27 protein-coding genes and 2 pseudogenes are annotated in these 22,647 nt (G+C 42.3%); 10 read left to right on the top strand and 19 right to left on the bottom strand.

The features are described from left to right. Nucleotides 1–4: 4 nt before the first annotated feature. From KSMBR1_RS15595 to KSMBR1_RS21180, 4 genes are read right to left on the bottom strand one after another with little or no spacing between them, the layout of a single operon-like run. Nucleotides 5–796: an ExeA family protein gene (locus KSMBR1_RS15595; protein ID WP_099323525.1), complete on the bottom strand. Its 792-nt coding sequence runs from the start codon at nt 794–796 to the stop codon at nt 5–7. Between the two features lie 2 nt (nt 797–798). Beyond that, nucleotides 799–1,854 carry a Mu transposase C-terminal domain-containing protein gene (locus KSMBR1_RS15590; protein WP_230407994.1) on the bottom strand — a complete coding sequence of 352 codons (1,056 nt, stop codon included), beginning with the start codon at nt 1,852–1,854 and terminating at the stop codon, nt 799–801. 52 nt (nt 1,855–1,906) lie between these two features. Next, complete coding sequence (locus tag KSMBR1_RS23590) at nt 1,907–2,359, bottom strand: helix-turn-helix domain-containing protein (protein ID WP_164994994.1); 453 nt, start codon at nt 2,357–2,359, stop codon at nt 1,907–1,909. A gap of 38 nt (nt 2,360–2,397) precedes the next feature. Continuing rightward, nucleotides 2,398–2,670, bottom strand: a complete 273-nt coding sequence (locus KSMBR1_RS21180) for a hypothetical protein (RefSeq protein WP_131493604.1) — start codon at nt 2,668–2,670, stop codon at nt 2,398–2,400. Nucleotides 2,671–2,775: 105 nt separating this feature from the next. On the opposite strand from KSMBR1_RS21180, the gene KSMBR1_RS15580 reads away from it, so the two are divergent. The 3 genes from KSMBR1_RS15580 (at nt 2,776) to KSMBR1_RS15570 (ending at nt 4,986) form a co-directional block, all read left to right on the top strand. Then, complete coding sequence (locus KSMBR1_RS15580; RefSeq protein WP_099323529.1) at nt 2,776–3,186, top strand: hypothetical protein; 411 nt, start codon at nt 2,776–2,778, stop codon at nt 3,184–3,186. 355 nt (nt 3,187–3,541) lie between these two features. Beyond that, nucleotides 3,542–3,913 (top strand): hypothetical protein, encoded by a 372-nt coding sequence (locus KSMBR1_RS15575; RefSeq protein WP_157820647.1) that lies wholly within the window; start codon nt 3,542–3,544, stop codon nt 3,911–3,913. A 410-nt stretch (nt 3,914–4,323) separates the two neighbouring features. After that, a complete protein-coding gene (locus tag KSMBR1_RS15570) occupies nt 4,324–4,986 on the top strand; it encodes an ISAzo13 family transposase (RefSeq protein WP_099326142.1) in 663 nt (220 codons plus the stop codon). Between the two features lies 1 nt (nt 4,987). Here the strand turns inward: KSMBR1_RS15570 and KSMBR1_RS15565 are convergent, their stop codons facing one another. The 6 genes and pseudogenes from KSMBR1_RS15565 to KSMBR1_RS15540 form a co-directional block, all read right to left on the bottom strand. Then, on the bottom strand, nt 4,988–5,236 hold the full coding sequence (locus KSMBR1_RS15565) for a Druantia anti-phage system protein DruA (RefSeq protein ID WP_099326141.1): 249 nt from the start codon (nt 5,234–5,236) through the stop codon (nt 4,988–4,990). 483 nt (nt 5,237–5,719) lie between these two features. Next, a complete protein-coding gene (locus KSMBR1_RS15560; protein ID WP_099326140.1) occupies nt 5,720–6,205 on the bottom strand; it encodes a ferritin-like domain-containing protein in 486 nt (161 codons plus the stop codon). Nucleotides 6,206–6,600: 395 nt separating this feature from the next. Further along, entirely contained in the window at nt 6,601–7,938 is a 1,338-nt protein-coding gene (locus KSMBR1_RS15555; RefSeq protein ID WP_099326139.1) for an IS1380-like element ISCku8 family transposase, read from the bottom strand. 170 nt (nt 7,939–8,108) lie between these two features. Continuing rightward, nucleotides 8,109–8,381 carry a hypothetical protein gene (locus tag KSMBR1_RS15550; RefSeq protein WP_099326138.1) on the bottom strand — a complete coding sequence of 91 codons (273 nt, stop codon included), beginning with the start codon at nt 8,379–8,381 and terminating at the stop codon, nt 8,109–8,111. A gap of 214 nt (nt 8,382–8,595) precedes the next feature. Then, nucleotides 8,596–9,003: pseudogene (locus tag KSMBR1_RS15545) on the bottom strand (IS66 family transposase); the annotation flags it as partial. A 257-nt stretch (nt 9,004–9,260) separates the two neighbouring features. Next, entirely contained in the window at nt 9,261–9,671 is a 411-nt protein-coding gene (locus tag KSMBR1_RS15540; RefSeq protein ID WP_099323529.1) for a hypothetical protein, read from the bottom strand. Between the two features lie 105 nt (nt 9,672–9,776). Here KSMBR1_RS15540 and KSMBR1_RS21175 point away from each other — a divergent pair, with 105 nt between their 5' ends. Genes KSMBR1_RS21175 through KSMBR1_RS23580 form a run of 5 tightly spaced genes read left to right on the top strand, consistent with a single transcriptional unit; the run spans nt 9,777 to nt 12,756 of the window. Further along, the gene (locus KSMBR1_RS21175) at nt 9,777–10,049 is read left to right on the top strand and encodes a hypothetical protein (protein ID WP_131493604.1); all 273 of its coding nucleotides are present in this window, start codon (nt 9,777–9,779) and stop codon (nt 10,047–10,049) included. 38 nt (nt 10,050–10,087) lie between these two features. Continuing rightward, nucleotides 10,088–10,540, top strand: coding sequence for a helix-turn-helix domain-containing protein (locus KSMBR1_RS23585; protein ID WP_164994994.1), 453 nt, complete (start codon nt 10,088–10,090; stop codon nt 10,538–10,540). Between the two features lie 52 nt (nt 10,541–10,592). Then, on the top strand, nt 10,593–11,648 hold the full coding sequence (locus KSMBR1_RS15525) for a Mu transposase C-terminal domain-containing protein (RefSeq protein WP_230407994.1): 1,056 nt from the start codon (nt 10,593–10,595) through the stop codon (nt 11,646–11,648). A 2-nt stretch (nt 11,649–11,650) separates the two neighbouring features. Next, a complete protein-coding gene (locus KSMBR1_RS15520) occupies nt 11,651–12,442 on the top strand; it encodes an ExeA family protein (protein WP_099323525.1) in 792 nt (263 codons plus the stop codon). Between the two features lie 11 nt (nt 12,443–12,453). Then, on the top strand, nt 12,454–12,756 hold the full coding sequence (locus KSMBR1_RS23580; RefSeq protein ID WP_099323524.1) for a CHC2 zinc finger domain-containing protein: 303 nt from the start codon (nt 12,454–12,456) through the stop codon (nt 12,754–12,756). Nucleotides 12,757–12,775: 19 nt separating this feature from the next. Here KSMBR1_RS23580 and tnpC read toward each other — a convergent pair. The 8 genes and pseudogenes from tnpC to def form a co-directional block, all read right to left on the bottom strand. Continuing rightward, a pseudogene (tnpC, locus tag KSMBR1_RS15510) lies at nt 12,776–13,813 on the bottom strand (IS66 family transposase); the annotation flags it as partial. A gap of 262 nt (nt 13,814–14,075) precedes the next feature. After that, nucleotides 14,076–14,411 carry a hypothetical protein gene (locus KSMBR1_RS15505; RefSeq protein ID WP_099326137.1) on the bottom strand — a complete coding sequence of 112 codons (336 nt, stop codon included), beginning with the start codon at nt 14,409–14,411 and terminating at the stop codon, nt 14,076–14,078. A 183-nt stretch (nt 14,412–14,594) separates the two neighbouring features. Then, nucleotides 14,595–15,341 carry a pirin family protein gene (locus KSMBR1_RS15500; protein ID WP_099326136.1) on the bottom strand — a complete coding sequence of 249 codons (747 nt, stop codon included), beginning with the start codon at nt 15,339–15,341 and terminating at the stop codon, nt 14,595–14,597. 139 nt (nt 15,342–15,480) lie between these two features. Beyond that, on the bottom strand, nt 15,481–16,716 hold the full coding sequence (locus KSMBR1_RS15495) for an IS630 family transposase (RefSeq protein WP_099326135.1): 1,236 nt from the start codon (nt 16,714–16,716) through the stop codon (nt 15,481–15,483). Between the two features lie 136 nt (nt 16,717–16,852). After that, on the bottom strand, nt 16,853–18,262 hold the full coding sequence (rsmB, locus tag KSMBR1_RS15490; protein ID WP_099326134.1) for a 16S rRNA (cytosine(967)-C(5))-methyltransferase RsmB: 1,410 nt from the start codon (nt 18,260–18,262) through the stop codon (nt 16,853–16,855). Continuing rightward, complete coding sequence (locus KSMBR1_RS15485) at nt 18,243–18,686, bottom strand: DUF116 domain-containing protein (protein WP_099326133.1); 444 nt, start codon at nt 18,684–18,686, stop codon at nt 18,243–18,245. Before KSMBR1_RS15485 ends, rsmB begins: the two co-directional genes overlap by 20 nt. Before the next feature lie 31 nt (nt 18,687–18,717). Continuing rightward, the gene (fmt, locus tag KSMBR1_RS15480) at nt 18,718–19,680 is read right to left on the bottom strand and encodes a methionyl-tRNA formyltransferase (protein WP_099326132.1); all 963 of its coding nucleotides are present in this window, start codon (nt 19,678–19,680) and stop codon (nt 18,718–18,720) included. Nucleotides 19,681–19,733: 53 nt separating this feature from the next. Further along, nucleotides 19,734–20,246, bottom strand: a complete 513-nt coding sequence (gene def / locus KSMBR1_RS15475; protein ID WP_099326131.1) for a peptide deformylase — start codon at nt 20,244–20,246, stop codon at nt 19,734–19,736. A gap of 382 nt (nt 20,247–20,628) precedes the next feature. Between def and KSMBR1_RS15470 the strand changes: the two genes are divergently transcribed. After that, nucleotides 20,629–21,426 (top strand): hemerythrin domain-containing protein, encoded by a 798-nt coding sequence (locus KSMBR1_RS15470; RefSeq protein WP_099326130.1) that lies wholly within the window; start codon nt 20,629–20,631, stop codon nt 21,424–21,426. Continuing rightward, complete coding sequence (locus KSMBR1_RS15465; RefSeq protein ID WP_099326129.1) at nt 21,423–21,884, top strand: 4Fe-4S ferredoxin; 462 nt, start codon at nt 21,423–21,425, stop codon at nt 21,882–21,884. Before KSMBR1_RS15470 ends, KSMBR1_RS15465 begins: the two co-directional genes overlap by 4 nt. A 68-nt stretch (nt 21,885–21,952) precedes the next feature. Here KSMBR1_RS15465 and KSMBR1_RS15460 read toward each other — a convergent pair whose 3' ends face one another. Further along, nucleotides 21,953–22,489, bottom strand: coding sequence for a hypothetical protein (locus KSMBR1_RS15460; RefSeq protein WP_099326128.1), 537 nt, complete (start codon nt 22,487–22,489; stop codon nt 21,953–21,955). Nucleotides 22,490–22,647 lie beyond the last annotated feature (158 nt).

The raw sequence follows: 22,647 nt of genomic DNA, 5'->3' as shown, positions 1-22,647 counted from the left end.
CTCCTTAAAAAGATTGAATTTCAGCAAGAGCCTGATGGAAGATATCCTGGGTAATTTTCTGTGATTGTCTGATGGAAGCGTTAATCAGGCAGGCGGTGGAAATGGCGTTGATTTGCCTTGGGATGCCGGCGGAGAACTCATGGATCAGGTCTTTGACGTCTGAGTCAAAGATTTTATCGGATGCGCCGGAAGATTTCAGATGGAAGTCTATGTATGCAGCGGTTTGAGTTTTAGTAAGGGGATGAATGTGGTAATGTACCGAGATGCGTTGTGCGAAGTCGGCATGGATGTCTCTTTTGAGGATATATTTGAGGTGTTCCTGTCCCGAGAGGATGATTTTGAGATGAGTGGAAGAATCAAGCGGAGAGCTGACAAGGAGTCTGAGGTCTGTGATGGCGTCGGTTTTCAGGAGATGAGCCTCGTCGATAACGATAATGGGAGTGAGATTTGAGCGCAAGGATTTATCCATAATTTGGAGGAAGAGCCGGTCTTTGGTGTGTTTTGGTATTTCACCGAGCTGGGAGACGATTAAGGAGAGAAGGCTGGATGATTTTAGGTGGGTAAAATGGAGGTAGATGGGGAGAAACAGGTTTTGGGGGATTTGTGAGAGGAAGAGTTTGAGGAGTGTGGATTTTCCGACTCCCGTCTGTCCGTAGAGGACGGCGATAGAGCCTGAGTGTAAGAGGTATTGGAGTCGTGCAAGCCCCTGGGTAAAGCGTTCGTCTTTCATGATAAGGCTGGTGTTGATTCTTTCAGAGAACGGCTGAGTAGTCATGGAAAAATGAGAAGTAAACATGGTTAAGAGACCTCCTTTTTCGAGTAAGCGATTTGTAATTCACGAATGATATAGGGTAAGGTTTTCACGGAGGCATTTTGGAATGCCTCCGTGAGCAATGATTCGTTGAGAGCGGGGATACGGTTGTAGCATTTTTTAAGCGATTCGAGTTCATGAGAGCTGAAGGCGGAGAGAGAGCCTTTGTGTCCCATGAGGAGTGCGAGTTTCTGGACGAATGCCATGAATGGCCAGGGTCGTTCGGAGATGATTTGGTGGTAATCAATGCCTTTGGCCTGAGCCTGGAGAATGGATTTGTGTTTCTGAGTGATAAGGTCGAGGTAATTATGTTTTGGTTTTGAAGGTGAGGCGGCTGGAGTTTCAGCGCCCTGGTCGCGCAGGTAGAGATTTCCCGAGCCGAGGTATTCACCGTTTGCGGAATAGATCAAGACCTTTTTGAGATCGCCGTATGGGTCGTAACGGACTTCTACTTTATCGCCTCTGAGTTTGGGGTCAACACGGTAAAAGCGGTTATCAATGCGGACATCGGCAAAGGTTCTGTCAACGGTTCTGGGGATGCGTTTCATGAAGAAGGCAAGAGCGGCGTCCATATCGACGTGTCGGATGACGGTAAGCCCCTCGTCGTAGCGTTGTTTTGGAGATTGATTGGTTTCGGAGTGGATTCTTGCGTGATAGACAACGGCAAGGTAAGCGGAGAAGGCCTGGTTAATGGCATCAAGGGTGATAATGTCGCCGGAGCGGACTTCCGACTCGAACTGTGTCTGGCTGGTGCCGAAGAAACGTTCGACCAGTCCGCCGGGAGCAGGGTCGCGTGGTGGTCTGTGGATGAGTTTAATGCCGAGGTTGTAACAGGCAGAGCGCAGGGCGTCAGAGTGGTAGACCTTGGCATTGTCGAGGTAGAGTTCTTTGGGCGAGCCGTGGATAGTCCAGGCCCTGATGAGAGAATCGATAAGGATATCGAGGGTTTGTTTGAGATAATACCGTCCTTCGACCACATAACGGCTGTAGCAGTCGATAAAGAGACAGAGGTTTGTGGGAAGCGCCTCGCCGTCAACGAGCACGAAAGGGCCTTCCTGGAAGTCGCCAATCCAGAGGTCGTGGGTATGCTCACGGCTAAGAGCGTATACGCACCTTTTGCTGTGAGACGCCGAGTTTGAGCCGGGTCGCCCCTGCGAGTCTGAGATGGCGGTAGAGGGTGGATTTGGGGATCGTTTTCCCATAGTATTTCTCAAGAAAGCGGTTGAGGCAATCGTCGCTGCGGCGTGGTTGTTCTTTTTTGAGTTCAACGGCTTTGTCGATAATTTCAGGAGAAAACCTTCTGGATGCGCCACGGTCGCTCCTCGCCTTTCTTGCAAGAGATTGAAATCCATCTTTGCGGTAGCGGTTGAGTTTTCTCCTGAGGGTAGAGATAGTGGGTCTTTTCCGCTTTCCGTTGGGGAATACGACCTCCTGAAGGCAGAGTTTTTTCAGAAAAAGGTTGGTCTGCTCCTTCTCAATCTCACCGAAGATGACAGGATGCAGAAGATTGCACCAGAATAAAGCCCATTTTTCGTCTTTCGATTTCATAATTCACCTCCTTTTTTAAGTGTGGAGGTGATTGTAACTCAAGACCAGCCGCTTTTTGTTGCCAGTTCGGGGAAAAATGAATGCCCAAAAATTCGGTGATATTCCGGCTCGGCGCTGAACAATTGAATCGATTGATCGAGGGAGGTTTTTCGTTGTTTGCTTTTATACTTTCCGTGGTAAATGGGAAACATTTGGCGAAAAACCGGAGAGTTGGGGTCGGCCTGCCTGATGAGGTCAAAGGCGTTGCGGAGTGTGTATTTCAGTGAGCCAAAGAAACGCAGCCACCTCCAAACGGTTGACCAGGCAAGCATGCGGTTGTCTATTTCCTGTGTTCGGGTAGTATATCCGATGGCAGAGGAGACACTCCGGTAGGTTTCTGTATCATCTTTGACATAAGCCTGACTGAAGGAGAGACAGTGATCCTTTACGTACCGCTTGTAAGGGAGCGCATACTCAGGATAGGAAGTAAACGTCTTCTTGCACAAGGAACATTTCCAACGTCCCAGGAAAGATTCTATCGTATGAACAAGGGAGTCGATAATAACGTGAAACAACCGATATCTGCATTCATGAAGGGTGAAATTGACATGGGTACTCTTGCACTTTGGACAAAAGCATGGCTTCTGTTTTGTCGCAATAAGCTTTTCATGCTTGTGGATTTTTTCTATAATATTCACGCACTGCCTCCTTTGTATAGGGGGGAAATGGGCAGGAGGATGAAGTTTCCCAACGTTCGGTCCTCCTGCCCTGAGTTTTTTATGTTCCGGAAAAATCTTACAAAACTTGTCCTCGTGAAAACGGGGAACTGGGAAGTAAACCGCCGTTAGGAAGTTTGGAAGTGGTTTTAACCCCTTCCAAACTATTTAATGAGGCTTTACTCCGCCTTACGGACGGAACTTCTTTCTAACGGGGTAAACGATGTATTTTTCTTAACGTGAACAAAAAATCAAGTGAAATACTTACGCAGGATAAAAAAAAGGCGGGGTAGCTGGGTAAGATTTTTCAAATCATTTGCTGGGTATTAGACTCAAATATTCTGAGACTAATTGGGCATTTTTGGAGCATTTATTCTAAGACGTAGCAGCATCATATCTTGATGGTTGTTACGCAATCAAGACTGATCTTGAGGAGAACGAGGCGGATACCAATCTGGTACATGAACGATACAAGGATTTAACGGAAGTGGAGAAGGCGTTTCGGGACTGTAAGACGGTGAATTTGGAGGTTCGTCCGGTGTATGTAAGAAAGGAGGATAGTACACGGGGACATGTGTTTGTGGTAATGCTTGCGTACATGATAATTCGAAGGCTGCGCAGAGCGTGGAAGAATTTTGACTTGACGGTAGAGGAAGGTCTCGCACAATTGACGACCATTTGTTCGATGGAAGTAACAATCAAAGGCCAAAAAGCTAGTTGCCAGAAGATCCCGTGTCCGCGGCAACAATCACATGAATTATTAGAGGCATTACAGATAAAGTTGCCAGAAGTATTGCCAAGCCGGAACATACGGGTAGTCACTAGAAAAAAGCTTGCTGTTCGGCGTAAAAGTCAATAAATATAAGGCTTTTACGGCACTTTTGTTTTTTGACTTGGGGTGAACATCCGTTACAATATGTCAGATATAGCTAATCGGTCAAACAACCAATTTCCGATATGGGACTTTCACCCATTTAGCAATGCAGCATTATAGGCTGCGAGCAAAGACGCTCAGAAATTTTGCGGCAAGACCTTTTCTTGCACTTCAAATGCTTCGCTTGTAATGTAGAGAACAAAAAAAAGCCTTTATTTTTTTACTATCTCTTTCGTTACCACAGGGATACTCCCGTTACATTTTGCTTGTTTTGCTCATTTCTGCCGATTTATATGGGAATTCTATCGTTTTTTACTTTCTTCTCCACTTATTGATGGGAGCTTTTGGCACAAATTCTTGATCCGCGTCTTTCGTAGGGTGACTTTGACGTTGCCGTGCCAATAATCAGTGTTGACAGTAAGAAAAAGGAATTGATAGGTAATTTCAGAAATGAGGGCAAGGCGTGGACAAAAATAGTAAATGAAGTTTTGGCCCATGATTTTCGTTCTCAGGCAATTGGTGTTGGATGTCCGTTTGGTATCTATGAATTGCTGACTAATTTAGGGACAGTTATTGTTGGTACGTCCTATGACACACCGGAATTTGCAGTCGAGTCAATTAAGATTTGGCTGGATGAATTTGGTTGGAAGAGGTATCCATGCGCAAAAGAACTCCTTATTCTTTGTGACGCAGGAGGGAGCAACGGATTTCGTCCCCGGTTGTGGAAATATGCGCTTTATCAAAATATTTGTAAAGTTTACGGACTCTCCATCAGGATTTGCCACTATCCCTCAGGAGCATCAAAATGGAATCCGGTAGAACATCGTCTGTTTAGTTTTATCAGTAAAAATTGGGAGGGGAATCCTTTGAGGTCTTATGATGTTATGCTAAGTTTAATTGCTGGCACTACAACAACAGCGGGTCTTCTCGTACAAACCATTCTTAACGAGAAAGAATACCAAAAAGGAATCAAAATCACTGATGACCAAATGAAAGAAATAAACATAAACAAACACAGTGTCTTGCCAGATTGGAATTATACAATTTCACTTAACTAAATTAATAAAAATACCAAATTATTTTTGGACAGTGCCTAAGTGCGTACGGTTTAGTAGTCTCATCCCATTCAATGAGACGATCACGGTCTTTGACCTTCCATACGGCGCTTGCCCACCCCAGGCAGGCAACAACCTGATTGCCGATACGTACGATGTGTCTGAGGTGTTCGCCAACAAGCCGGGGATTGCCGAGGTAGTGATAGTGATGGAAGAGATACTCCCAGTGCTGCGTATTCTTTATGTTTGCCATTGGGCTGCACCCAGTTCCGATGCTTGCATAGTTCGCAGGAAATATAAGTCCGACCTCTGAGAAAATGCTTCTCGATGAGCGCCTTTATAAAGGCGCTCATCGAGAAGCATGCAGTTTTCGTGAACGGTATTGGAATTTGATTTTTAAACTGTTGAAACTATACTCAAGGTGTCCACAAAATGTGATTACAAAAATGCTATAGCTATTTGTACTGACAGAAGTTAAACCTAATTCTGGAAATCCCTATTTATGAACTCTTACAGTATATCTCAATGGAGAACGAAAAAATTCATGAGGAAAGAACATATGGGAGCCATTAGAACGTCATTTTAAATCGATCCTAAGGGCAACATCGCGAAAATTTATGAAAAGGTAAAACCTGCTGATCACGCAAAGGAAGTGTTAAAAGATTTAAAAGAAATAGGTGCGTAAGCAAAAAAGGACGCTGACGAACCTGACCGACAAAAGTAATTACCAACTTCTTCAATATTCTTCCAAATGGAACCACTCGGCATTTTCAAGCCAATTCTGCGGTCGGGATACGAAATTGATTATGTTTTCCAGTATTGAATAGTGTTTTTTTTCTTCCTCTGCAATCTTCAAAAATAGTGATCTTCGAGATTGGTCTTTTACTTCCTCCGCTTTTTCTAAATAAAATTCTTTGCTCTTTTTCTCAATATCCTGAGCCTTTTTATATAAATCTATTTGCGAGATAGTAACACCGAATGTGTCTTTCTCTTCTTTCATTTGTATAAATATATTTTTTACGTTTGATAATAATTGTGTATCAGACATGTGAATTTTTTCATTTTCTTTCATTTTCTGAAGAATATTGTAATGCTTCACTTCAGCATCTGCCAGTAGACACAGTATGTTTTTAAGCCCTGCGTTGTTAATTTTTTGGACCGAATCACGGTAATACTTTTCACCGTCTTTTTCCATCTGCATTGCAAATTCATATATATCCATTTTCTTATTCCCCTTTTTTAACTACGTCTGTTCGGAAATACGGGGACAACCCCCGTATTGTTTTCTAATATGGGAATTGTCCCCATGTTTATGCTACGTGTTAGGTATTTTTTTTGGAAAGGTTTGTATAATTTTATACCTAAATCCTGCAAACGATTTTCGCAATGCGAAAATCAGTATTTTCCACTACCAAGATTGGCAAAAAGCGATAACAGATATCCGTTTTTTAGCAATTGTGGTAGCGCTATTGTACTACTTTAAACAAAAAGACATGGGAAATTGTCGGAAACGTGCTCTCTGATGCAATGAAAATCAAGATAGGGATGTACTGTCTCCATCTGCGGTATACTTACCACTCTCAAAAGACTAAAAAAACGAAATACAACGTCGGTTTTCTACTGAAAAACTACATCCAGTGACATGCGTTCCCACTTTTCCCATTCCTCCTGATGGAGAAATTTCTCCGGCAATTTTAATGTCATCTGCCGGCTTCTCTCCACCAGTTTCCCTGCCACACGGATTAACCACAGTCTCATCGTCTTTACTTCCCACTTTTGTATCACTCCACCACTGAGCAATCCCATCCACTTCAAAAGATTATACGCTAACACCGCACACTGAAATAGCGCAGCATTGGCCAAAAATTCACCCGTACGTATGTGCCCCGCATTCATCTGTCCTTTACTCTCTTCTATCAAAGTCTCGCAGGTAGCCCTCTTTCCATAACAACGATGCGCTTCCATCGGACTTAACCGCTCCGTTGTAACGTAACAAAAATACTCATACACGGACACTTCTACTAATTTCTTTTCTCTTTTGACCAATTGCCGCACTGCCACAAAACGTCTCGCACGATCCCACCCTGCACATCGATACCAAAATTCAGCCTGTTCCCATCCTGGCTCCCCTTTCACCTCATTCCATTTCTGCCCTTCAAGCAATCCTTCCAGATTCTTCAGCTTTACCTTAATCAGATATCCCGCCAATATTGACTCAAGGTATTCAAGTAATTCTCCGGTAAAAAAACCGCTGTCTCCTCGAAATACCACCCTTACCCCCTTATTCATGTACGCCATACATTCCTTCATGAACTCTACTACTCCGTTACTCGTGTAGGCGCTTCCACAGCGGAACCAACTATGTAATACCTCCTTTGTTTCTGCAATAAATGCCATTAAGGAATGATACGCCTTCTGCCCCTTCTTGTGCGGATTATATCCTACCTCTGCACCCTCCTGTTTCCCATATACACCATCTACGGTAGAATCAACATCTATCCATACTTCGCAAAGAGCACTCCTGAGTTTATGGCCTGATCTCACCGCACGCTTCCATATCTTTCCCCTAAACCGGTGGATCACCCCCGTCAGTTCCACTATATCTCCCTGACTCGCCAGCTTCATAATACGTCCTATCGTAGTATCTACAGGTACCTCTTTCCACCCGGACATCTTCTTCAATACCTCATCTGTACACACCTTCATCACCTCTACCATCGATGTCGCCCCTGCTATCAACCCTATCACTACCATTTGTACCGCATCGACAAACTGATACCGGGCATTTGCTCCACGATCCTTATGGACCGCTTCATGGACTCTCTCCCGGAACATCAGCTTACCCATAAAATTCAATACCGGTAAAAGCCCTGCATGTACCGTTAAGCCTTTCCCGCTCATCTCTGCCTTGATTTTCGGTTGTCTTTTGCTGTATTTTTTTGCTATATTCTTCATCGAAATGGTGAATCTCCTTTCAGGTGTTTTTTGTTATCAATATACCGCCGAATACCTTGGAAATCCTACCATTTCAATCCTATTCCTGCAACAAGGCTTTGCCTTGTTTGCAGGATTTAGGTTATATATTTTATTCTCAACCATTCTCTCAATACGAGCCACTTCCATTTCTACTCCATGAGAAAGCGGTGGAATATAAAGAACACCATTTTTCTATGCCAGATGCAGCCATAATATGCTGACAATTGGTCAGAACCATCACTAAGATGACGCTTTGAAACATCGCTACATTGTTTGCTCTCAATTAACAGCCTTTCCTCGGCTTTCTCAAATAAAAAATCTGCTCTATATTGGCCATTACTTCCTTTTAATTCTATAGAGTATTCAGGAAATACTCTTATATCATCGCCAAGTTTATTTACATAATGCAGTGAGTGATCCAATGACTTCTCTTTCCGTAATTCTTGGTATCAAAACTCCAGACACCTTCCCTGGATTAACTTCGGAAAAACCCTTTTAAAAGCTCGATCGTGCTATCTAATAGATTTGAATTTCGATAATCATGTGTTCGCTCAAATTGACCAGATGCTATTACTGTTGTTTCTTTATCATACGCCCTTTTTTCGTATCTATTCAGCGTATTTTCACCCACTGTCGCTACGAGCTAGCAAAATCAGGCAATTCGCCACGGAATAGCATCTGTAATGCCCGGCTCAAATTTACACCTTGTTTTCGACAGGTCGAGAGATAACTCCGAATGCGGCAGAAAATTTTCGCTCCCTCCAAAGAACGAAAACAGCCAGATATCTTCTGCTGAACCTTCGTCATCCTGATATCGTTTTCTGCCAAATTGTTCGTAAAGGGAACATTTTTATTGTCCATAAACCTCAACACATCACCCTCATACGTCCTCAATCGTTCCAGAAGATTCCGTGCCTTTGTCCTTTTTACCCTCCCCCTTTTTCCCTTACGGTTCGTTTCATCAGGAGGAGGGCTTTCGGCTTCTGCGTTTTGGAGTATCTTCCTATACCTTTGCCGGTATTTTTCTGACTCATCAGTTCCCAGCTGCTACGTCTTAGAATAAATGCTCCAAAAATGCCCAATTAGTCTCAGAATATTTGAGTCTAATACCCAGCAAATGATTTGAAAAATCTTACCCAGCTACCCCGCCTTTTTTTTATCCTGCGTAAGTATTTCACTTGATTTTTTGTTCACGTTAAGAAAAATACATCGTTTACCCCGTTAGAAAGAAGTTCCGTCCGTAAGGCGGAGTAAAGCCTCATTAAATAGTTTGGAAGGGGTTAAAACCACTTCCAAACTTCCTAACGGCGGTTTACTTCCCAGTTCCCCGTTTTCACGAGGACAAGTTTTGTAAGATTTTTCCGGAACATAAAAAACTCAGGGCAGGAGGACCGAACGTTGGGAAACTTCATCCTCCTGCCCATTTCCCCCCTATACAAAGGAGGCAGTGCGTGAATATTATAGAAAAAATCCACAAGCATGAAAAGCTTATTGCGACAAAACAGAAGCCATGCTTTTGTCCAAAGTGCAAGAGTACCCATGTCAATTTCACCCTTCATGAATGCAGATATCGGTTGTTTCACGTTATTATCGACTCCCTTGTTCATACGATAGAATCTTTCCTGGGACGTTGGAAATGTTCCTTGTGCAAGAAGACGTTTACTTCCTATCCTGAGTATGCGCTCCCTTACAAGCGGTACGTAAAGGATCACTGTCTCTCCTTCAGTCAGGCTTATGTCAAAGATGATACAGAAACCTACCGGAGTGTCTCCTCTGCCATCGGATATACTACCCGAACACAGGAAATAGACAACCGCATGCTTGCCTGGTCAACCGTTTGGAGGTGGCTGCGTTTCTTTGGCTCACTGAAATACACACTCCGCAACGCCTTTGACCTCATCAGGCAGGCCGACCCCAACTCTCCGGTTTTTCGCCAAATGTTTCCCATTTACCACGGAAAGTATAAAAGCAAACAACGAAAAACCTCCCTCGATCAATCGATTCAATTGTTCAGCGCCGAGCCGGAATATCACCGAATTTTTGGGCATTCATTTTTCCCCGAACTGGCAACAAAAAGCGGCTGGTCTTGAGTTACAATCACCTCCACACTTAAAAAAGGAGGTGAATTATGAAATCGAAAGACGAAAAATGGGCTTTATTCTGGTGCAATCTTCTGCATCCTGTCATCTTCGGTGAGATTGAGAAGGAGCAGACCAACCTTTTTCTGAAAAAACTCTGCCTTCAGGAGGTCGTATTCCCCAACGGAAAGCGGAAAAGACCCACTATCTCTACCCTCAGGAGAAAACTCAACCGCTACCGCAAAGATGGATTTCAATCTCTTGCAAGAAAGGCGAGGAGCGACCGTGGCGCATCCAGAAGGTTTTCTCCTGAAATTATCGACAAAGCCGTTGAACTCAAAAAAGAACAACCACGCCGCAGCGACGATTGCCTCAACCGCTTTCTTGAGAAATACTATGGGAAAACGATCCCCAAATCCACCCTCTACCGCCATCTCAGACTCGCAGGGGCGACCCGGCTCAAACTCGGCGTCTCACAGCAAAAGGTGCGTATACGCTCTTAGCCGTGAGCATACCCACGACCTCTGGATTGGCGACTTCCAGGAAGGCCCTTTCGTGCTCGTTGACGGCGAGGCGCTTCCCACAAACCTCTGTCTCTTTATCGACTGCTACAGCCGTTATGTGGTCGAAGGACGGTATTATCTCAAACAAACCCTCGATATCCTTATCGATTCTCTCATCAGGGCCTGGACTATCCACGGCTCGCCCAAAGAACTCTACCTCGACAATGCCAAGGTCTACCACTCTGACGCCCTGCGCTCTGCCTGTTACAACCTCGGCATTAAACTCATCCACAGACCACCACGCGACCCTGCTCCCGGCGGACTGGTCGAACGTTTCTTCGGCACCAGCCAGACACAGTTCGAGTCGGAAGTCCGCTCCGGCGACATTATCACCCTTGATGCCATTAACCAGGCCTTCTCCGCTTACCTTGCCGTTGTCTATCACGCAAGAATCCACTCCGAAACCAATCAATCTCCAAAACAACGCTACGACGAGGGGCTTACCGTCATCCGACACGTCGATATGGACGCCGCTCTTGCCTTCTTCATGAAACGCATCCCCAGAACCGTTGACAGAACCTTTGCCGATGTCCGCATTGATAACCGCTTTTACCGTGTTGACCCCAAACTCAGAGGCGATAAAGTAGAAGTCCGTTACGACCCATACGGCGATCTCAAAAAGGTCTTGATCTATTCCGCAAACGGTGAATACCTCGGCTCGGGAAATCTCTACCTGCGCGACCAGGGCGCTGAAACTCCAGCCGCCTCACCTTCAAAACCAAAACATAATTACCTCGACCTTATCACTCAGAAACACAAATCCATTCTCCAGGCTCAGGCCAAAGGCATTGATTACCACCAAATCATCTCCGAACGACCCTGGCCATTCATGGCATTCGTCCAGAAACTCGCACTCCTCATGGGACACAAAGGCTCTCTCTCCGCCTTCAGCTCTCATGAACTCGAATCGCTTAAAAAATGCTACAACCGTATCCCCGCTCTCAACGAATCATTGCTCACGGAGGCATTCCAAAATGCCTCCGTGAAAACCTTACCCTATATCATTCGTGAATTACAAATCGCTTACTCGAAAAAGGAGGTCTCTTAACCATGTTTACTTCTCATTTTTCCATGACTACTCAGCCGTTCTCTGAAAGAATCAACACCAGCCTTATCATGAAAGACGAACGCTTTACCCAGGGGCTTGCACGACTCCAATACCTCTTACACTCAGGCTCTATCGCCGTCCTCTACGGACAGACGGGAGTCGGAAAATCCACACTCCTCAAACTCTTCCTCTCACAAATCCCCCAAAACCTGTTTCTCCCCATCTACCTCCATTTTACCCACCTAAAATCATCCAGCCTTCTCTCCTTAATCGTCTCCCAGCTCGGTGAAATACCAAAACACACCAAAGACCGGCTCTTCCTCCAAATTATGGATAAATCCTTGCGCTCAAATCTCACTCCCATTATCGTTATCGACGAGGCTCATCTCCTGAAAACCGACGCCATCACAGACCTCAGACTCCTTGTCAGCTCTCCGCTTGATTCTTCCACTCATCTCAAAATCATCCTCTCGGGACAGGAACACCTCAAATATATCCTCAAAAGAGACATCCATGCCGACTTCGCACAACGCATCTCGGTACATTACCACATTCATCCCCTTACTAAAACTCAAACCGCTGCATACATAGACTTCCATCTGAAATCTTCCGGCGCATCCGATAAAATCTTTGACTCAGACGTCAAAGACCTGATCCATGAGTTCTCCGCCGGCATCCCAAGGCAAATCAACGCCATTTCCACCGCCTGCCTGATTAACGCTTCCATCAGACAATCACAGAAAATTACCCAGGATATCTTCCATCAGGCTCTTGCTGAAATTCAATCTTTTTAAGGAGGTCTACCATGGCCCGTCTCTTTTCCCCTCAACTCTTGCGCTCATTACGAAACGATATCCCCATCGATCGACTCATCGCTGATGTCCTCTCCATACCTCATAAATACTCCGAAGGCTATTTCCGCTTCCTCTGCCCTCTCTGTTCTGAATTTAATTCCGCCACCAACCCAAATACGAACCTCGCCAGGTGTTTCCGTTGTAAAAAAAACTTTAATACCATCGACATCGTCATGGTAGATTCCAACTCCTCTTTCCCAGATGCTGTCTATCTGCTAAAATCCGTTTTACCTCAATATATTAATTCCACTTAATCTGAGAATTCCAGGTTCATTTATTGTGGGGCTTAGCACCCAGCATTCCCCCGGCATCACTCGTCGCACGGTTTATCTCTTTAAGTAATGCTTTCATCTCTTTCGCCCACTCCTGCTTATTATCATCTTCCCACACACCATCCAATTCCCTCAAGTGGTGTGCATTACACAACGCATGCGTACAGTTGCTATAGGTGTAATACGACTTCAAATGGTCGTGGCAAAGAATCCCCTTAAATTCAGGTAATATCCCGATACTATTTATCGCTTCTGTTCCACGTCTTTCATGCGGGAAAAAGTACGTCCACAAACTATTGGATGCACTGTGCAACCAATACCTGTCTCCATTCTTGTTGATACTAGTTTCATCCACATGCATCACCTCTGATTTTGCAAGTTCTTCCCTGGCTCTCACTTCGAAGGGTTCCAATGACTCGTAGGCTTCCCTGTTAAAGTTGTAAACAGAACCTTCACTCAGCGGTATCCCAATCTGTCCTTCAAAATACTCCTGTATCCTCTTGTAGGGTATCAATTGATACTGCGACATATAGACTGCATGCGCTTTCAAATCCGGACCATACTGCACCGCCTTTGTTACCCCTTCCGGAAATGACGCTACAATCCGGTTCCCTTTCGCATCCTCTACTACCTCTGCACGATACTCCGTTACTACACGCGAAATCTTTATATCAAACACCTGGCGTGCTTCGTAACCTACCACCTTGTATTTGCTGCGCGGATACTTCCTCCGATCTACTTTTATTACTTCCACCTCATCAGGATTGTCTACCTTTTTGAGCGTTACTCCATCACGGCCCTTTTGCCCGCCTGCCTTCCTTTCACCCTTCGCCTTGCTTTCTTTCTTGCGATTCGGATCGCTTGAGGGAGGCTTGCTGCTGTTGCGGCTGTTCCGGTTCAGACGTCCTACCAGCAGTGTTATCAATAATGCCAACAACTCTATCATTGACCTCACCGCCGGTGACAGCCCTTTCTCTTCTGAAAGCAGCTTCTCTACTTTTTGGAGTGTTGCGTCTACGTCTATATTCTCTATCGTCAATGGATGATACCTGTATAATTAGCCTGAAATTATCTACTGCATCTATTATACCACAGGTTTTTTCACCCTTTTCTTTCGCTCTATAACACACCACAAAGGCTCGAAATTCTATAACTGAACAGACCCCACACACGTCTCTATGCACGGCATCTTGCTGCCTGGTTTTAACGCATTTACAAACATATACATACACTACCAGGTAAATTGCTTGTTTGTAACATTTCTGCTGTCAAGCAAATTCTAAATTATTTTCGCTGAATAGTTACCTTTTTTCAATCATTTGGTCTAAGAGGATTTTGATAAATTCTGAAATATTTACGATTGCTAAAAATGCCTCATGCTCTGAAAAATACAGTTTGTAATCATGTGTAGATTTATTTCTCCACGCCATTCTGTGATTTGTAAATAGTGTAAGTACACATTCTCTTAGCACGCTGTTCTGTTCAAAATATTTTTCTATCTGGTGGGGCATAATTTTATTTGGGTCATCCCCTGTAATTATTCCATATGCTTCCTTCAATGATCCTTCAAAAGCCTGATTGCATCCATAGACAACATCATTATACAAATAGTTGTCGCCATTTTTTTCCGCCCTCATAGTGTCGTTTTGCAATCTCTATATGCGAAATTACACTTAATACCCCTTGGTCTTCTACTGTCTCAGCAAAGTATTTTGACTTTTCTTTGATAGATTTTAGTAAATCCATGACTCTTTTTAGATGATCTAACGATTAAATCAGCGACGCGGCTTTTTGCGTCCGCTGAATTTTTTTGTTGGCTTTTATTGTTCTTTACCCTTCAGAGTCTCTTCGCTGTAGCCCCATCCCTTGCATGAGGGAACGTCAATCAGGATAAGATCAGAGGGCTGCTGAGCTTTGAGAACAAGGGGTTCTTCGAGATCAATGCGTGCTTGGTCTTTGGCATTCAACGTTTCATTGTTTATTGAGATTCGCCCCTCAGCAAGATAAATAAAAATCCTGCGTCCAGCGGTCGCCTCATGAGTCACTTCCTTTTCTGCATCCAACGAGCACCGATAGATTGTTGCGTCAGTATGAAAAGATACTGTCTCCGGTATATTTTGGCCGGATGCCACAGGCAAAAGTCGATTTTCCCATTTGGCCGTTTCGTATCTATTCTGATCATATGTTGGTTTCAGTCCAGACTTGTCAGGGAATATCCATATCTGATAAAAGTGCACCGGCTCCTGGGCCAAATTGAATTCAGAATGGGTAAGTCCTGTTCCTACCGACATGCGCTGCACATCACCGGTTTTTATAACGGTTTTGTTACCCATAATGTCCTCATGGGTCATCTCACCATCTAAAACAATAGTGATGATCTCCATTTCTTCATGTGGATGGGTTGGAAAGCCTTTTCCGGGCTCAACGATGTCATCATTAAATACCCGCAAAGCTCCGAACTGAATGTTATGTGGATCAAAATAGTTAGAAAAAGAAAATAACCAATAAGTCTTGAGCCACCCAAAGTTTGAAAAATGACGACTATCTGCTTTGATGATTTCTATCATATTTACCTCCTCTTTAACAGCCAACCATTGATTATCACAATCATTTGCCCTGATAACTTGAGAAAAACACTATTATCAGGTAAAATTGTTGCTTAGTGTTTCAAAAATTACCTTATAATTTTATATCGTATGTACTCAATCAGACTGAAACCACTGGTTTCAGCTTCTGGAAATTATCATTAATTCTGTCTGTCAAATCAGGTAAAATGATATTCCAGGTTGAACTAAAAAACGTACGGATTTTAGCTTTGAATTCAGTAAATGAATCGAATACCTTATTGTTTCTGACATGCTCATTCATTACCTTCCACGCTCTTTCAATTGGGTTCAAATTGGGACTATAGGGTGGCAAGATATGCATCACTAATTTAGGATGCGGTTGTGGTGCTTTTAGCGTATCTAATAATTCACGCGCAGTTAATTTGTCAACATCTAAAATTGAATGATCCTTAAACAATTGTGCCTCTTTTTCTACAATTGATTTTAGCTGTACTTTCATTTTCTTCGGTAATTTTACGCTATTGCCAGGTAATTTGATCCCGTACGTTTCATCTAAAAATAATCGGTTTACTGCATTTGCTTCTGATAAAAATAATCCTACTTCATTTGACGTATGGGCTCCGCCACCATCAGCGATTATATGAATTTTAGCGGATGCAGGGTGTGCTGCTTCGATTGCCTTTAAAAAGTCAACGGTAGCGCTACCATTTGTGGTCTCGTACTCACGAGTAATAATCGACATGGTGTTTAAATCAATTGCACCAGTTAGGTTTATTCTACTCCGGCTTGCAACGGTAGCTATCATCTTTTCTACGCCTTTTCTAATCCAACCACTGGTAATTTTTGTCGCTTGAGTAGGGTGGACACTGTCAATAAACAGCACAACCTCGCCAGGTCCGAGGTTGGCTTTTAATTCTTCATATTCCCGAATAAATGCTTCTTGCCGTAATTTATTGAACTTGGCGGGAACCCCTTTAGGCTTTTTATACGAAAACTTGTGCTTAATCAGCCAATCATGCATGCCTTGTTGCGTATAACTTACACCATAAGTGTCTTGGACGTATTGAATGATTTCTTTGGTTGATGAATAGGTGTTTTGTTCTAAATGTGATATTATCTCTATCGTTTGCTGTTCATTCAACTTACTTGAAGAGCCGCCACTGCTTGGTTTTAATTTTTCCTGAATTACGTAATCCTTTACGTGACCCCATACCGTGGTTTCATGTATGCGTAATGCCTGAGCTATTTGCCTTTGAGTCCAGCCTTCGTTAGCCAATAATACAGCCTTTATCCGATCGCATATTCTACTATCTCTTTCGGTTTTGTGCTGTTCTTCCAGCTTTTGTTTCTGCTCTTCGGTTAGGGTAATTTTCATAGGTCAATAGTTTACCATAGTTAAAGGGGATCTCTACATTGAATTTTCAATCCGTTTGAGTATAGTATAATAATATTTCTACTGTATAATTTTTGTATACCACAATAACAAATATAATAAAATTCCACACAATATATTACCACCCCAAATTTCTTTTCCGTATCCTTGCCATATATCCACCATCTCCTTTGTTTATTTCCGGGGAATAGCAATCTTCTTTATCAAGATAAAATTGTGGTTCATTTTTAAGGAATTTTTGCACTACCTCCTGGTTTTCTTCCGGTTCGATACTACAGGTACTGTATACCAAAATACCGTCCTGTTTAAGCATGGTGGAACCTGTTTTTAGCAGAGAATATTGAAGTGCCGCCAACTGTTTTATATTTTTTTCCGTGATCCTCCACCGGGCTTCTACCCGCCGTGAAAGCACTCCGGTGTTGGAACATGGCACGTCTGCAAGCACACGGTCAAATTTGCAGCGAAAGGGGATTTTTCCTTCTGAAGCATCACAGCAGATGATGGTAATGTTTTTGATGCCTAGTCTTTGGCAGTTTTCTTTTACACGATGCAGCCTTTTCAGAGAAATATCTAAAGCGTAAATGCTGCCTTTGTTTTGTATTATTTCGGCAATATGTGTTGTTTTTCCCCCAGGCGCTGCGCACATATCCAATAGGGTGATTGCGCCGGCGGTGGGTGTTTCTGCAATGAGAAAGGTACCAACTTTCATGGAAGTTATATCTTGCACCGAAAATAATCCATTAGAAAATCCAGGTATGTCAGAAACAACACTCTTGTTTATTATCAATGCATTGTTATCTATTACACGCGCAAGAATGCCATTCTGTTCCAGGAGGGAAGCAAATTCATTGATTGAAGTTTTGTTATGATTAATACGCAGAGATAATGTCGGGATGTGATTGTTCGCCTTGCATATTTCTATTGTCTTGTCTATCCCGTATCTGGTGAGCCAGCGCTTTATCAACCATTCCGGATGGCTATAGTTTTTTGCGATATATGATGTAAGGTTTTCCCCCGGGTCTGGAAAGATTGGCTCGCTGAACTCACACCAAACGTTTTCTTTCTTGTATAACAATTTTTGCTGATTGACATTTTTATGATTGACTGAATATTTATTCTTTATGGTTCTGTCTACTGCACGCAGTATCGCATTGGCAAACCGCGCAGCATCCGGGCGCCGTATTAGATTTTTAACGAGTTCTACGGAGGTATTTACCGCGGCTGAATGAGGTATTTTATCTAAAAAAATCATTTGATAGATTCCCAGACGCAATGCATATAGCAACCAGGGTTCTATTTTTTGGGGCGGAATCTTAGAAAAGAAAGAAAGTATGGTATCAAGGGATAATCGATGGCGGGTAATGCCGTTTACCAGTTCAAGGAGAAGGTGTTTGTCTCGCCTTGATACATTCGTTTGTTGGCATCGCTCCTCAACAAGTTCCTGTGCTAAAACATCTTTTTCATCAACCTTCCGCAGAATGCGAATACTTTCAAGGCGTACATCAATCTTATTTGAGGAATTTTTCAATTGCTTCTTTTACTTCATCCATATATACGTCCGTATCTTTGCAATATCCATGTGGTCTGAGATTCGGCACTGCAAAAATGGTTTTTGGGGCAGCGGCCATCAAACCGGTTCTTAATTCTTTTTCGCAGGCAATAGCAACAACTCCGTGTATCTCTGCTGATTTTACTTTTTGAAGGGCAATACGTCCTCCGGTGGCAAGAGATATGTGAACGCCATATTCTTCAGAAAATTCTATCAGATCTTTTATCTTGCACTTTCCGCAGCGTTTACATTCGTTCAAATCGTTCTTTACATTTTGTTTACACGCCGAGTGTTGAATACAATGCGGGAAGAGAATAAGTAAGTTTTTTGAAGAGCATTTTTTCTTCCTGAGTTTTACCATAAGATTATTGATAGAAACAAACTTCTTATCAATAAATTCCATAATTATCGGCCTCTTATAAAAATGTTAGTGTTTATGCAGTAAACATGTCCTGAGATGCAACTTTGTAACCACGAATAAAATCCTGCGCATCCATTGCGCGTTTCCCTTCAGGTTGCAACTGCGTAATACAAATAGAGCCATCCAATGTTGCAACGTGAATTCCACAGGTTGCCGTTTCGACAACTGTTCCCGGTATAATAGATTCCTGCGTGCTACATCCCTCATGAATACGTGTCTTTAAGAGAATAATCCTCTTTCTCGTTTCTGGCAGGTTGTTCTTATTGTAAAACGCATATGCCCCAGGAAGAGGTGTAACGCCGCGTATTCGATTATGAATTTCCTGTGTTTTTTCTACCCAGGAGATCAATCCGTCTTCTTTTTTCAGTTTTGGGGCAAAAGTCACCTTTTCTTCCTCTTGTTTCTTATAACGCGCCGTTTCTGTTGCAATACTATCCAATGTTTCCAATAACAACTCAGCACCCATAAATGATAATCTTTTTTCAAGTTCCCCTGCGTTTTCATCCGAGGATATTGAAGCGCTTTTTTGCGCAATAATATCACCTGCATCCATTTTAATGGTCATCACCATAGAGGTTACGCCACTCATAGTTTCACCTTTTATAATAGCCCAGTTTATAGGGGCGGCTCCACGGTATTTTGGCAACAAAGATGAGTGTATATTTATACATTTGAATCGTGGAATATCGATTATTCGGCTGGATAAAAGTTGCCCGAATGCTACAACAACGATAAAGTCAGGGGCATATCTTTTCAATTGTTTTATTACAGGTTCGTCATTTACATTGGCTGGTTGTAATATTTCCCATCCCAATTCCATAGCTTTGATTTTTACCGGCGAAGGGCAAAGTTTTTTGCTTCTTCCTTTTGGCCGGTCTGGTTGTGTTACCACGGCAACAACATTATACCTTGATTTTGCCAAAAAACTCAGGCTGGGAACTGCAAATTCCGGAGTTCCCATAAAAATAACGTTCATAATTTAACCAACTGTTCCTTTTCTCCCTTTTTCAGATTTTGCAAAAGAGTGTATTAAACCGGAACCCGGTCTTTTTTATATGACTGCTCTAATTCTTTTAATTGTTGAGATGCAGCAAGTCTGCTGGCAGGGCTCATTCTGTCTATGAAAAGACATCCATTCAGATGGTCAAGCTCGTGTTGCCATGCACGGGCAAGTAAATCTTCCAGAACAACCTCAATTTTCTGTCCATTAAGATTATACGCGCATACCTTAATTTTGTGGGTTCTTATAACCTTTCCCATAATGCCTGGAAAACTTAAACATCCTTCTTCATTACTTGTTTCACCAGCTTCTTCCATAATTGATGGGTTGATAAACACATTATCGTCTACATTATTTCCAACAACATCAATAACGAACAAGCGCACAGACCAGCCTACCTGTGGCGCCGCCAATCCAATACCATGCACACGACGCATCAATTCAACCATTTTTTCTGCCTTTTTATACACATCTGCATTGATTTCTGTCAGAGGTTTTGCCTTTTGGCGCAATACAGGGGCTGGATAAGTAACAATATTCACTTGATTATTTTTTTCTGAAAAATATAAAGGTTTAAAAAAGTCTGGGAGATAACAGCCCTTTTTAAAAAAATTACGGTAATATTTTAGTTTTTCAAAAATCCGTCCATGCGTTAAACCTCACCGCATTTATAGAATAGCCTAAAGCCATGGCTAACGTGTGAAAATGTATTATTTAAGAGCGGATTAAATTCGACTAGTCGACTTTTTAGAATATAATAAAAACAAACAATAATTGCAAGCGGCAAAAAAGCTTGATATCAGCATTCCCTGGTAAATTTTCACCTATTTCTTTGCTTGACATGTTATATAATCGTTGGCTATAATGGTTTCTTAAATATTGAGATTGACGGCACTATAATAGTATTGAATTAAGGAGGTGTTTTTGGAAAATATCTTAAATAAAGAGATAAAGGGGATTATTGATACTTATCCGGAAGTAGGCAAAATTCTTGAGGAATATGGCATAGGGTGTGCACCATGTTCTGTTGGAAGCTGCTTAATGAAGGATATAGTTGGAATTCACAATCTTGATCCTCTGCAAGAAGCGACGTTGATGTATAGGATAGAAAAGGCTATTTATCCGGACAGGGAGGTACCTGAGCCAAAGGTGGATTTGACAAAGATGGCTGCTCCTAGGAAAATTACCTATTCTCCTTCGGTGAAAAAACTTGTGGATGAACATGTTCTTATTAAACGACTTTTGGCTCTCATACCTTCCATTGTTGAATATATTGAAAGCAGCATGGAACTTGATAAAGACCTTGTGTTAAGTTGCGTTGATTTTATACGTAATTATGCAGACAAATATCATCATATGAAGGAAGAGGATATTTTATTTAAATACGTTGATGAAAATGCTGAAGTTATACAAATTATGTATAAAGATCACGATACAGGAAGAAACCATATCCGGCAAGTAGTAGAGGGGGTGAAAAGTGGTGACAAAGCTGCGATAAAAGAACACCTTTTTGGATACATGGATTTGCTTACACAACATATCAAAAAAGAAGATGAAATCCTTTATCCTTGGATTGATCGTCAATTATCTGACGCACAGGTAGGTGAAATGTTTCAAAGGTGTAATGATGCGGATGCTTCTGTTGGGGATGAATTGCCAAGAAAGTACGAGAATTTTATTATTGAATTGGAAGAGAAATTTTTAAGGGAGGTTGTAAAATGAGTGGTTGTCCAGGATCAAAAACGATAGATTTTAGTGAAAAGGAAGAACAGAGCGAGGGTGAATCAGGCAAGCGCCAGTCTCAGTTAAGGCAGTGGCCGATACAGTTGCACCTAGTTTCGCCACAAGCGCCTTATTTTCAGGAAAAAGATATTTTGTTGGTCGCTGACTGTGTTCCTTTTGCATTAGCTGATTTTCATAAGGATTATCTGAAAGGCAAAAGCATTGCTATTGCTTGCCCTAAACTGGATTCGGATCAAGAGGTCTATATAGAAAAAGTAAAGTCTTTAATTGATAACGCAAAGATTAATACTTTGACTGTAATGATCATGCAGGTACCGTGTTGTTTTGGGTTAGTTCAGGTAGCAAAAGAGGGTGCAGAAAGGGCAACTCGTAAAATACCGGTTAAGCAGGTTGTCGTAGGTATTGAAGGTGGCGTTTTATCCGAGGAATGGATTTAATATTTCAAAAATCCCTATTTTTACTAAAGAAAAAATCCCTGAGTTGAATTACTCAGGGATTTTTTTCTTTATATTTGAAAAATCAGACGTTGTACGTTGGTGCTTTCCCTGCGTTTTAAATCAACTATTAATTCTTTTCCTGTTCCCAAAAATTCATATACCAACTTTCCTCCGCCAGAATCTGAGTGACTATTAAACAAGGTCTTGCCAGAGACGGTTTTACCGTCAAGACTTGCCGCAAATATTTTTAACGGAAGGCAACATGCTGCTTGAAAAATCAAATGGCCATTCAATTCAATAAGATGGGTATAGTGTGGTATTTTTCTGCTGGTTGGTCGATTATTATTTGTGTTAATGGATATTGTATTTTGCGGAATATTATTGTGTTGAGGCTGAGTTTTGATCATATGCTTTTCTGAAGCTTGAATTGCATTTTTCAGGTATTGGTCATTGAGCAAATTTGCACAATGTAGAACCGACATTGCATCTACCTTGTCCAGTGCATAATCATGGGGTGTTTTATCGGTATTTTTTCTCTCTCGAGTGCTTGCAACCTTTTGAGCAAATAAATCTATTAATGGAAGTTCTTTGTAACTTAAATTCATAGGATATTTTTAAAATATCTCAAAGGGCACGAAGAGACCATACAAAAATAATATTTTTTACAGAGTTGACGATAGCGGTATATGACTTTGCAGATTAGTCCCAATTTTTGTCCTTTTTATGAGAAATGGTTGTCATGATTAATTGTTATTGTCCGGCT

This window comes from Candidatus Kuenenia stuttgartiensis (genome assembly GCF_900232105.1).
Taxonomy (GTDB): domain Bacteria; phylum Planctomycetota; class Brocadiia; order Brocadiales; family Brocadiaceae; genus Kuenenia; species Kuenenia stuttgartiensis_A.
This window is presented reverse-complemented; position numbering and strand designations above follow the sequence as displayed.